The following is a 12334-nucleotide window of genomic DNA, read 5'->3' as shown; positions in this document are numbered from 1 at the left end:
GCGAATGATCATAAATATGTAACTTAGCTGCTATGACGATTCATTAATTGGAATGGCAGCTCAACGGTTTCGTATGGGATGAGGTTTAAGGCCATCTGGGCGGCAACTCGTCCTTTTTCGGATAGGGGTTGTGCGATGGTAGTTAGTCCTTTACTTTCAGCTTCTGGAATACCATCAAAACCAACTATTTTTAATTCGTTAGGAATGTTGATGTTTAATTCATGGGCAACCTCTAATGCCGCTAACGCTATTTTATCACTCATACAAAGGAGCACATCAACATGGTCGGGTGCGGTAAGTGCTCCTCTCAATATGGTTTTTAATGAGTCGGACTCTAGGTGATGTATCTGCCAAACATCTTTTGTTGTTAATTCATGACCATTCTCTGCAAGCGCTTGTTTATACCCTTCAAATCGACACCGTGAGATAGATTCTTCACTAGTATAAAGGTTATCGAAGTTCGCCAATGATAGTGACAGAGAGGATTCGAGTCGTAAGCCTAAGATGAGCGCTTTGTATCCGGGCTCTTTAAGTGTAAGACATGCAATATCATAAGCTGCTTTCTTATTATTTATGCCAACGCTTGGGGTGTTTTCCAGGGTAAAATCCACTGTTATTAATGGTTTACCTTGTCTTTGGATTCGTTCAATGATGCTTGGTTCTACGGGTTTTCCATATACGATAAAGCAGTCTGGAATAGTTTCAACTTGAGTGCTCTGGTAGTTTTCCGCATTGGAGGGCAAAAGCAGCATGTTGACGTGTTGTGCATCTAGGGTTTGTGAAATACCTGCGAGAAATTCGGTCGCTACTGGGTCAGTAAAATTAAAAGAAAGGTTGTCTGCTAATAAGACGCCAATGACGCCTGTTTTTCCCGTGCGTAGACTTCGAGCGGTTAAACTCGGCCCGGTATACCCCAACTCAATACACTGTTTTAGGATTTTATCTCGCAAGGTCGTCGACAATTGATCAGGACGGTTAAATGCATTTGAGACGGTGGCAGTAGATACACCAAGTTTTGCGGCGACGATTTTCAGCGTTGGTTTTTTTACGTTATTCGCTTTCATGCTAACTTCCCATTCTTCGCGTCTAAAATTTAGACACACAGGGATTCTAGAACGATTAAGTAAATTTTAGAAATATGAAAGTGGAGTTAATAATTATTAATTTGAGCGAGGTCACTAATTGAGTGATACATAACCAGATAATATGATCTAATTAGCAATTATTGATTCAAAATTGGTCGAATCCAAAAATGCAGTCTACTGTGTTTGCATGGACTTAACCGATTAAGTCTTGACGTGAAACCAAGATAATAATAGCAACTAAAGACATGGAGTTCGAACCGATGAAAACTACTCTACTAACGAGCGCAGTGGCTCTAGCGATACTTTCTTCTTCCGCTATGGCTGCTGATCTCAAGTATGCGCCAGGAGACGACAACCGCTTCAACTGGCAAAGTTTTGAATACTTGAAGAAAGTGGATTTAAAAGGCGAAGTTATTACTATTCGCGGCCCTTGGTTGGGCCCAGATAAAGAATTAGTTGAAAGTGTTATTGCGTATTTTGAAGCCGCGACAGGTGCGGATGTTCAATACGCAGGCTCTGACTCTTTCGAACAACAAATTGCGATAGATGTACAAGCGGGTAGTGCGCCAAATATAGCTATCTTCCCACAGCCTGGATTAGCTGCTGACCTTGCCTCTAAAGGATTTTTAACCCCTTTAGAAGAAAGCTGGGGACCTTGGATTAAGGATAACTACGCTGCTGGTACTTCATGGGTTGATCTTGGTACGTTTGCAGATAAGCAGGGTAAAGACCATTTATATGGCTTCTTTTATAAAGTTGATTTGAAATCTCTCGTTTGGTATGTGCCAGAAAACTTTGAAGATGCGGGCTATGAAGTCCCTCAATCAATGGAAGATCTAAAAGCGTTAACTAATCAGATCGTTGAAGATGGCGAAACACCTTGGTGTATCGGTCTGGGAAGTGGTGGTGCAACTGGTTGGCCAGCGACGGACTGGGTTGAAGATTTAATGTTGCGTACTCAATCTCCAGCAGATTATGACGCTTGGACAAAAAATGAGCTTAAATTTAATGACCCTAAAGTTGTTGCTGCTATTGACGAGTTTGGTTGGTTCTTAAACGATAAGTATGTGGACGGTGGTTCTCGTGCTGTTGCAGCTACCGATTTCCGCGATAGCCCTAAAGGTATGTTCAGTTCACCAGCAAAATGTTACATGCACCGCCAAGCATCATTTATCCCAAGCTTCTTCCCTGAAGGAACAACACTGGGAGAAGATGCGGATTTCTTCTATTTCCCAGCGTATGAAAGCAAGGATCTAGGTAAACCTGTCCTTGGTGCAGGTACGATGTGGAGTGTGACGAAAGATTCGAAAGCGGCAAGAGAGTTTATGAAGTTCCTCCGTTTACCACTTGCTCACGAAGTTTGGATGGCACAATCCGGTTTCTTGACTCCGTTTAAAGGTGCAAACCTTGACGCTTACGCTAACGAAGCACTTAAGAAACAAGGTCAAATTCTTCTTGGAGCAACGACATTTCGATTTGATGGTTCTGACTTGATGCCTGGTAAGATTGGTGCAGGTTCATTCTGGACTGGAATGGTCGACTTCAGTGGTGGTAAATCGTCTAAAGATGTTGCGGATGAAATCCAAAATACTTGGGATGCAATTAAGTAATTTATAAAAACTGAAAACCAGTGCATTTGCATTTGATGCCCTTCGTAACTAGATGCATCTGTACTGGTTAAATATCTACTAGATGAATAGTAGATTACTTAATATTTCCTCTTATTTGGATTTTTTTGTCTTCTTTAGTGAGGCTGTTATGGATCAATTATATTCCTCCCTCTTTATCATGGTCCTCGGTGTTGCAGGCTGTGTATTTTACTTCTTTGGTAGCAACATTGTTCTCAATCTGATATTCCCCACGCGTGGAGTATCCAATATGCAAATGGCGAAGAATATTCGTCGAGCTGCATCAGTTAGGCCATGGTTATTTCTTGGGCCTGCATTGAGTTTCCTTGGTTTGTATTTAGTTTATCCGGTATTTGATTCATTTATGCTTTCATTAAGTGATAGAGCTGGTGAAGATTTTGTGGGTTTAAAAAACTACGTATGGTTAGTTAATGATCGAGAGTTTAGAGAGTCTCTTTTTAATAACCTTATGTGGTTACTCGTGGTTCCTGCTGCTTCTACTTTTTTTGGTCTGATTATCGCTGCTATGACCGATAAAATTAGTTGGGGTAACATTGCCAAGAGTTTGATATTTATGCCGATGGCGATTTCATTTATCGGTGCTTCAATTATTTGGAAGTTTGTATACGATTTTCGTGCTGAAGGGTCGGAACAAATAGGTATATTGAATGCGCTAGTTGAATACTTTGGTGGAACGCCAGAAGCTTGGATAACCATTCCATTCTGGAATAATTTCTTTTTAATGGTCATCTTAGTTTGGATCCAGACAGGTTTTGCAATGGTGATTTTATCCGCAGCACTTCGTGGTATTCCTGAAGAAACAGTAGAAGCAGCTGTATTGGATGGAGCGAACGGTATTCAGATATTTTTTAAAATTCTAATCCCTCAGATTTGGGGAACCATCGCGGTTGTTTGGACTACGATAACGATAACGGTGCTAAAGGTTTTCGATATTGTACTAGCCATGACTAATGGACAATGGGATACACAAGTATTGGCTAACATGATGTTTGATTGGATGTTTAGAGGTGGGGGTGACTTTGGAAGAGGCGCCGCTATAGCGGTGGTTATAATGGTTGCAGTTATCCCTGTCATGGTTTGGAATATTCGCCAAGCTAATGCTCAGATGGAGGGTCGTTAAATGTCAGAGGCAAAACTCAGCCTAAGTAAATTGAGGCGCTCCCCGTTAACTATTTTGGTTCATCTTTCCGTATTGATTATCGTTGTATTGTGGACGCTACCTACTGCCGGTTTATTGATCTCTTCTTTCCGAGATAAAGATCAGTTAGCTGTGTCAGGTTGGTGGACCGCATTGTCTGCATCAGAGCAAAATTTAATTGGTCGTACTGATGATCCAGATACGCAAGTGCTTGAAAATGGTGTCTATGTTTTAAAAGGGTCTATTGGTGAAAATGGCGAAGATGTTGATGTTAGGATGTTTGGTTGGACATCGAAAGCGCCAACGGAGCATTTTCCTGGTGATATAGCATTGATGCGTAAGGGGCAAACCCTTACAGTAAGCGCTACAGGTCAATATATAATGACATCTCCCGAACCATTTACTGGTTCTCGTGGTAAACGCGTGTTTTTTACTGCGGTCATTCCCCCTAAATTTAGCCTAGACAACTACCGTGAAGTTCTTACTGCAGAAGGTATCGGCCAGTCGTTTATTAATTCACTAACGGTGACTATTCCAGCAACGGTGATTCCCATCCTTATCGCTGCATTTGCAGCATATGCTTTGTCGTGGATGCGCATGCCAGGTCGTCCATTGTTGATAGCATTAGTTGTTGGTTTATTAGTTGTGCCTTTGCAGATGTCGTTGATACCTTTGTTGCGTTTATACAATGATATTGGTGCATTTTTTGGCGTTGGGGCAAAGACTTATCTCGGCATATGGCTCGCTCACACTGGGTTTGGCCTACCATTAGCAATTTATCTTTTGAGAAATTATATTTCTAATCTACCGAAAGAGATCATTGAGTCGGCACGTGTTGATGGAGCAACGGATTTTGAGATTTTTGTCCGTATCGTGCTTCCATTATCTTTTCCTGCCTTGGCATCATTTTCCATCTTCCAGTTTTTATGGGTTTGGAATGATCTTTTAGTTGCAACGGTGTTCCTAGGTAATGGTGAGAACGAACTGGTGCTAACCGGCCGATTGAGAGAGCTTCTAGGCTCCCGTGGTGGCAATTGGGAAATATTAACAGCGTCGGCATTTGTTTCTATTGCCGTACCTTTGGCTGTGTTTTTTAGTCTACAGCGCTATTTAGTACGCGGCCTTTTGGCTGGTTCAGTGAAATAATTGATTTAAGAGAAGAATTCAATGAATGGTTTAAAACTTACAAATATTAAAAAAGCCTACGGCGAAACTGAAGTTCTTCATGGTATTGATTTAGAAATCGATATTGGTGAATTTATTGTTTTCGTTGGTCCTTCAGGTTGCGGAAAATCGACTTTATTGCGGATGATCGCTGGATTAGAAGATATTACTGCGGGCGATTTAGAAATTGAAGGTGCGAAGGTTAATGATCTTCCTGCTGCGATGCGTGGTATCGCGATGGTGTTCCAAACCTACGCACTTTACCCGCATATGACGGTCTATGACAATATGGCATTTGCGATGCGTATCGCGAAAGAATCGAAAGAAGATATTGATAAGCGAGTCATGGCTGCTGCAGACATGCTGCAGTTGACCGAGTACTTAGGTCGTTTACCAAAAGCACTTTCAGGTGGCCAAAGGCAACGTGTTGCAATAGGTCGAGCAATTGTCCGTAATCCCAAGGTATTTCTATTTGATGAGCCTTTATCTAATCTGGATGCGGCACTAAGAGTTCAAACACGAATAGAAATAGCAAATCTGAAAGAGAAAATGGAAAAAACAACCATGATCTACGTGACGCATGATCAGGTTGAAGCAATGACGCTAGCAGACAGAATTGTTGTATTGTCGGCGGGTAGGATAGAGCAGGTGGGGACACCATTAGAGCTTTATACAAACCCAGCGAATGTCTTTGTGGCTAAGTTTATAGGTTCACCTTCAATGAACATTATAGATACTGACATTATTGCCGCAGGCGAAACCGCTAAAGTGAAGTTTGACAATGGTAATGAGACAACTTTCCCATTTCCTGTATCTGATTCGCTAGTGGGGACAACAGGACAGTTAGGGATTAGACCAGAAGACTTCCAAATAGCAACTGAGCATGACGCCTATGTTACTGGGACCGTTCTCTTTGTTGAGTCTTTAGGGGAGGTCACTTTACTTCATATAGTCGTGCCGAATCAGGAAGAAACAGTAGTGGCAAAATTATCTGGAATTATGGAGTTCCATAAAGGACAGACAATTCACTTGAAAGCGGAGTCAGACAAAATGCATCTGTTCAATAGCGAAGGTATTTCTGTGAAGTATTTGTAACCTTGCTTATGGATGCCTATTCTATCACGTGCATATTGCCGTTAGTTACTTTTCTTAAGTAAACAATAATATACGCTGAATATAAGAAAGCCCCGATTTAATTCGAGGCTTTCTTTTTTGTAGACTTAGAAATTATGGTCTATTTTTTCTTTCTGTTCTAAGGCCCATAGTTAGGCTCACACACATAAGCAGCAAAATAACCGTAAATGGTAATGCGGTTGAAATTGCACCAGCTTGCAATGCTTGAATCGCTTCAGTACCACCAATCCAAAGTAGAGCTGCAGCAATAGTGCCTTCTAAGGTTGCCCAGAATATTCTTTGCGGTACGGGCGCATCTAATTTGCCTCCAGAGGTAATGCTGTCGATAACTAGAGAGCCAGAGTCTGAAGAAGTAATAAAGAAAACCAATACAAGCACGATAGCAATCACTGAAAGTATTGAACCATAAGGTAACGCATCAAACATTTGGAACATGGCGAGCGGAACATCCGTTAATCCTTTTGCACCAAGTTCACCCACTTGATTGATAACCTGATCCAGTGCAAGACCACCGAATACAGACATCCAAATGATAGTAACAAACGTAGGCACTAATAACACCGCAGTAAGAAACTCTCTCACTGTGCGCCCTTTAGATACACGAGCGATAAACATACCCACGAATGGTGACCACGAGATCCACCATGCCCAATAGAAAACAGTCCAACCTTGGAACCAAGCTGTATCGTCACGGCCTATCGGATTACTAAGAGGTATAATATTCTCTATATATGCCATGAACGTGGTTGGTATGGTACCAAAAGTCACCGCTGCACCAATTAATGCAACCAGTACGACCAGAACAATAGCCACTAACATATTGATGTTACTTAATACTTTAACACCGCCCTCTATACCTCGAACAACAGAACCAATGGCAAGCAACGTGACAAAGGCAATAATAGCTATTTGCAAAGTAATATCAGATTCAATACCAAATACATGTTGAATACCACTTGCTGCCTGTTGAGCACCTAAACCAAGTGAGGTGGCAAGACCAAACAAAGTGGCTAATACGGCAAGAACATCCACAACATGTCCCGCTGCACCCCAAGTTCTATCCCCTAATAAAGGATAAAAAATAGAACGCATGGATAAAGGAAGACCTTTATTGTAAGTAAAGAAAGCAAGAGAAAGTGCGACAACACCATATATTGCCCATGGATGCAGACCCCAATGGAACATTGTTGCACCTAAAGCTAATTTCATCGCTTCTGGCGTATTAGCCTCGACACCTAAGGGAGTTTCGTACCAACCTGTAAAATAAGCGACAGGTTCGGCCACGCTCCAGAACATTAAACCAATACCCATACCCGCAGCAAATAACATTGCTAGCCAAGATAAAAATGAGTGATCAGCAACGGCAGCATCACCGCCTAAGCGAATTTTACCTAATGGAGAAAGGATTAGAGCAAGGCAGAAAATAACAAAAAGGTTACCTGACCAAATGAAAAGCCAGTCGAATGTACCAATAATTTTCCACTTTAGTCCATCTAACGCTGACTTGGCCGTTTCTGCATCACTGACTAGAACGGCAACAAGGAACAGAAGGACTAGTCCTGCACTGACTCCGAATACTGGATTATGTACATCGAAACCCCATTTCTGCACGTTATCTTGCCCAACATTGTAGTCGGTGCTATCTATGCTGTATTTTTTTGAGCCTATAGGCATTATATCTCTCTTAGTTTTAAGTGAGTTATCTCGTACCAACCAATTTTCTGGTTTAGTCGTTTGTACTCGTTGTATTTTTAACTGTGATTTCCCGCACATATTACGCTTTTAAGTTATTATTGCCACCTTATGGTGCAATATTGCTCAAAAAACAGTTTAATAGTCGGTTGGGTGTTGTATTTATGAGCTGTTTTACTCCAGCTCACTTTCTTGGTAGTGTTGTTAATTGTTCGATGACGAATCATTACAGGTCGTTGCATTGACTATTTGTGCTTGTTGAAGGGTTTGTCACGGCATTTTTTATAGTTAGCTCTTTTCAAGTGGTATAAAGTTAGCTATTTTCGCCTTAGTTAAGAAGTTCTTTCCCATTTACGGAGTTATGAGTTGGAAAAACACGAAGAAGTTCTAGTGTCGTTAAGACAGATTATTAGAGCTATTGATTTGCACTCAAAAAAATTAAGTAAAGATTCTGGCCTTACGGGACCACAATTGATACTTATGCGATCAATAAGAGAGTTAGGCGAGGTGACTATTCGACAGTTATCTACTCATACTAATATGAGTCCTGCGACCGCAACCACAATATTGGACCGGCTAGAACGAAATGGATTGGCAGAAAGGGTGCGCAGTACGACAGATAAAAGAAAAGTGCATGCTAACTTAACTGAAAAGGGGCGATTGTTGCTAAATAGCGCGCCACTTCCTTTGCAAGAAAGCTTTATCAATAAGTTTCACAATTTAGAAGAGTGGGAGCAAAGCCTTTTGTTGTCTTCTGTACAGCGTATAGCTTATATGATGAACGCAGAGTCTTATGATGTTGCACCTGTACTAGAACTTGGAAATATTACGGATCCAATCCCCCTGTGCCCAAAAGCTAATTAGTTATTTTCCCGCTTAAATGAATCCCGTTGCTATTTTTAGTGATGGGTTTTTTTGTATCTCAATTTCAAAATAATCATTTGAGTTGAAATTGTTAAGAAATCTTAAAATAGTGAAATAAATTAAGCAGCATCTCTGATGCTTGTTTTACTTTTGCTCATATCTTACTTTAAAACAATAACATACATGATTTATCTTGTTGGGTTTGTGGTCGACTTTAAGACGTAAGCTTAAATTTAATAAGAAATAATAGGTCTTTATTTAATGCAATCAACTCTAATCATTTGAACACTAATTATTTATTGGTTATGCTTAATTAGAGAGAGTTGATAATCTTAGCCTATAAAAAGACAAGTTTAGATTGCTGACCGATAAGTTTATACATGGAAGAAATTCAAAAAAGGATAGTTATGAAATACAAAATTGCTGCATTAGCTTTACTCGCGAGCGCAAACGCATCTGCAAGTGAATGTGGAAGTGTGTCTATTGCCGATATGAACTGGAGTTCAGCGAGTCTAATCGCAAACATCGATAGATTTATTCTGGAAGAAGGTTACGGCTGTGATGCAGACTTGATTCCTGGTGACACAATGCCAACGACAACGTCTATGATAGAGAAAGGACAGCCTGACATTGCTCCTGAGATATGGACCAACGCAGTAAAAGAAGCCATTGAGACGGGCGTCAAAGAAGATCGATTGGCTTATGCTGGCAAGTCATTAGTTGATGGTGGAGAAGAAGGTTTTTGGGTACCTAAGTATTTAGTTGATCAATATCCTGAACTGAAAACAATCGAAGGTGTAAAAAAACACGCAGATCTATTTAAGCACCCTGAAAATCCAGAAGCAGGTGGATTTTATGGCTGTCCTGCCGGCTGGGGTTGTCAGATCTCCGCTTCTAATTTGTTTGATGCGCTTAAGATGGAAGACGCTGGTTTTGAATTGATTGATCCAGGTTCAGCTGCAGGTCTTTCTGGTTCTATTGCTAAAGCTTATGAGCGAAAAGAAGGTTGGTTCGGATATTACTGGGCACCAACGGCAATACTTGGTAAGTACGAAATGGTCAAGGTTGATTTTGGCTCAGGTGTTGATGAAAATGAATACCTTACTTGTACTGCGGTAGAGGGTTGTGAGAACCCTAAGGTTACTATGTTCCCGTTGTCACCAGTTTACACTGTGGCAACTAAAGAGTTTTCTGATAAAAACCAACCTGTTATGGAATATTTGGGCAAGCGTGGCTTTTCTAATGCTGACATGAACAAATTATTAGCTTGGATGGAGGAAGAACAAGCGGATGCACAAGATGCAATGTACTATTTCTTCGAAAATTATCCAACAGTTTGGAAAGCGTGGCTGCCTGCTGAAACGGCTGAGAAAGTAGCGTCAGCGTTATAGTTTTATTATTGTTAAACAAAAAATTAAAAGAGTAACTTGCTGCAGGTTGCTCTTTTATTATTAAGGATTTAAAGATGGCTGATAGTAGCTGGTTGTACAGCTTTCCAGAAATGGACCGTTCAAGTCTTCGTTTAATACGAAAGACGCTCGATGGTGGGTATAAAGAGTTCTCTCGCGAATATGGCGATATGATAGAGTCCTTTTTTGACCCTTTACTCACTTTCCTAATTTGGTTTGAAAAATTACTATTAGGCACCCCATGGTGGATTGTTCTGGTCATCTGCACCGGTTTAGTTTTTGTTGCAAGTCGTTCTGTCAAATTAGCGGTTGCGTGTTTTATCTCTCTAATGCTCATTGGTTATTTTGGTATGTGGGAAGATACTATGCGAACGCTCAGTATTATCACCGTATGTACCTTCTTAGCGATCGCGATTGGAATACCAATTGGTATTGCGATGGCAAGGTCAAATCGAATTCAATCGATAGTGACACCAATGCTCGACATTATGCAGACCATGCCAGCATTTGTGTATCTTATCCCGGTTGTTATGTTGCTCGGTATTGGTAAAATTCCGGGTTTAATAGCGGTTATTATCTACGCTATTCCTCCAGTTATTCGTTTAACTAATTTAGGTATTAGACTTGTCGACAAAGAAGTGCTCGAAGCCGCAACTGCTTTTGGTGCCAGTCGATGGCAGAGATTAACTGGTGTGCAGTTACCTTTGGCAATGCCAACTATTATGGCAGGGATAAACCAGACCATCATGATGGCTCTATCTATGGTCGTTATTGCTTCTATGATTGGTGTTAAAGGTTTAGGGCAGCCAGTATTGAAATCAATTACCAATCAGTACTTTACTCTGGGTTTACTCAATGGATTTGCTATTGTCGCTTTAGCCATTCTTTTTGACCGAGCGTCACAAGCGTATGCAAAACGTACTCAAGCGCATTTAGGAGACCAGAAGCATGACTGAGTCAGTAATTAAGATCGCTGGTCTTTATAAAATATTTGGTCCCAATCCTAAAAAAGTGCTTCCTATGATTGCGGAAGGCTTAAGTAAGGATGAAATACTTGTTAAGACTGGACATACCGTCGGATTAAAAGACATTAATCTTGAGATTAAGAAAGGCGAAATATTCGTTATTATGGGTCTTTCTGGTTCAGGTAAGTCTACATTGATACGCCATTTTAATCGATTAATCGACCCAACAGAAGGTCAGATCGTTGTAGACGATACAGATATCATGGAGTTTGGTGTGGAGCAATTGCAGGAATTTCGTCGCCACAAAATGTCGATGGTATTTCAACGCTTTGGTTTGTTCCCACATAAAAAAGTGATCGATAACGTTGCATATGGACTTGAAGTGCAACATATTGATAAAGCCAAAAGGCTCCAAAAAGCCAGCGATTGGATTGAAACAGTTGGTCTAAAAGGATATGAAGAGCAATATCCTTCACAGTTATCGGGTGGGCAACAGCAGCGAGTAGGTTTAGCAAGAGCTCTTTGTACCGATGCTGAAATTCTACTAATGGATGAAGCATTTTCTGCTCTAGATCCTCTAATTAGAAGTGAAATGCAAGATCAGCTAATTGAACTTCAAGAAACATTGCATAAAACCATAATCTTCATTACCCACGATTTAGATGAAGCTTTAAGACTTGGTGACAGAATAGCTATTCTAAAAGATGGTGAGCTTGTTCAACAGGGGACTCCTGACGAGATCTTACTTGAGCCTGCGGATGCTTATGTGGAAGCCTTTGTTAAAGATGTAAACAGAGCAAGAGCATTAACAGTGGAAACGGTTATGCAACGCCCTGCGATGAGAATTACATCAGCAACGATTGAAGGTGCACTTGCCCAAATGAAAAAATCATCTCATGATTATGGCTACCACGTAACAAAAGATGGGTTCCAAGGCATTATCACTGAGAAAGAGCTAGAGTCTGCGGTTTCATTGGATACTAGTGGTGAAATTCAATCTGATATATATGAAGATGTACCAACAATTTCTCCTGAATCGGCAATTGAGGATGTATTAACTGACACGATTTCGTCTGATTATTCTCTACCAGTTGTTGATAGTGAAGGTAACCTAAAAGGTTCGTTACAAAAAGAATCGGTAGCAGAGATATTTTCTGACAAACCGAACCTTGATGATGAGAAAGAAGAAGACAAGGAAAAAGAGACAAATAGCTAGTTTGTTTTAGGGTTATCG

At 40.7% G+C, this 12334-nt stretch carries 10 protein-coding genes; 8 read left to right on the top strand and 2 right to left on the bottom strand.

What is annotated here, in order from left to right; translation table 11 throughout:
* Positions 1 to 23: 23 nt before the first annotated feature.
* Positions 24 to 1064, bottom strand: coding sequence for a LacI family DNA-binding transcriptional regulator (locus tag PGX00_RS18555; protein ID WP_272139373.1), 1041 nt, complete (start codon positions 1062 to 1064; stop codon positions 24 to 26).
* A 281-nt stretch (positions 1065 to 1345) separates the two neighbouring features.
* Here PGX00_RS18555 and PGX00_RS18550 point away from each other — a divergent pair, with 281 nt between their 5' ends.
* The 4 genes from PGX00_RS18550 to PGX00_RS18535 all read left to right on the top strand — a co-directional run bounded on the left by PGX00_RS18550 (position 1346) and on the right by PGX00_RS18535 (position 6131).
* Positions 1346 to 2695 carry an ABC transporter substrate-binding protein gene (locus PGX00_RS18550; RefSeq protein ID WP_272139370.1) on the top strand — a complete coding sequence of 450 codons (1350 nt, stop codon included), beginning with the start codon at positions 1346 to 1348 and terminating at the stop codon, positions 2693 to 2695.
* Positions 2696 to 2843: 148 nt separating this feature from the next.
* The gene (locus PGX00_RS18545) at positions 2844 to 3854 is read left to right on the top strand and encodes a carbohydrate ABC transporter permease (protein WP_272139369.1); all 1011 of its coding nucleotides are present in this window, start codon (positions 2844 to 2846) and stop codon (positions 3852 to 3854) included.
* Positions 3855 to 5018: a carbohydrate ABC transporter permease gene (locus tag PGX00_RS18540; RefSeq protein WP_272139367.1), complete on the top strand. Its 1164-nt coding sequence runs from the start codon at positions 3855 to 3857 to the stop codon at positions 5016 to 5018.
* 21 nt (positions 5019 to 5039) lie between these two features.
* Entirely contained in the window at positions 5040 to 6131 is a 1092-nt protein-coding gene (locus tag PGX00_RS18535; RefSeq protein ID WP_272139365.1) for an ABC transporter ATP-binding protein, read from the top strand.
* Between the two features lie 132 nt (positions 6132 to 6263).
* On the opposite strand, the gene PGX00_RS18530 is transcribed toward PGX00_RS18535, so the two are convergent.
* Positions 6264 to 7844, bottom strand: coding sequence for a BCCT family transporter (locus PGX00_RS18530; protein WP_272139363.1), 1581 nt, complete (start codon positions 7842 to 7844; stop codon positions 6264 to 6266).
* 384 nt (positions 7845 to 8228) lie between these two features.
* Between PGX00_RS18530 and PGX00_RS18525 the strand changes: the two genes are divergently transcribed.
* The 4 genes from PGX00_RS18525 (at position 8229) to PGX00_RS18510 (ending at position 12316) form a co-directional block, all read left to right on the top strand.
* Positions 8229 to 8726 carry a MarR family winged helix-turn-helix transcriptional regulator gene (locus PGX00_RS18525; RefSeq protein WP_272139361.1) on the top strand — a complete coding sequence of 166 codons (498 nt, stop codon included), beginning with the start codon at positions 8229 to 8231 and terminating at the stop codon, positions 8724 to 8726.
* A 407-nt stretch (positions 8727 to 9133) separates the two neighbouring features.
* A complete protein-coding gene (locus PGX00_RS18520) occupies positions 9134 to 10117 on the top strand; it encodes an ABC transporter substrate-binding protein (RefSeq protein ID WP_272139359.1) in 984 nt (327 codons plus the stop codon).
* Between the two features lie 74 nt (positions 10118 to 10191).
* Positions 10192 to 11091 carry an ABC transporter permease gene (locus PGX00_RS18515; RefSeq protein WP_272139357.1) on the top strand — a complete coding sequence of 300 codons (900 nt, stop codon included), beginning with the start codon at positions 10192 to 10194 and terminating at the stop codon, positions 11089 to 11091.
* Positions 11084 to 12316 (top strand): quaternary amine ABC transporter ATP-binding protein, encoded by a 1233-nt coding sequence (locus PGX00_RS18510; RefSeq protein ID WP_272139356.1) that lies wholly within the window; start codon positions 11084 to 11086, stop codon positions 12314 to 12316. The genes PGX00_RS18515 and PGX00_RS18510 overlap by 8 nt, the downstream gene beginning before the upstream one ends.
* Positions 12317 to 12334: the final 18 nt, after the last annotated feature.

This window comes from Vibrio algarum (assembly GCF_028204155.1).
Classification (GTDB): Bacteria; Pseudomonadota; Gammaproteobacteria; order Enterobacterales; family Vibrionaceae; genus Vibrio; species Vibrio algarum.
This window is presented reverse-complemented; position numbering and strand designations above follow the sequence as displayed.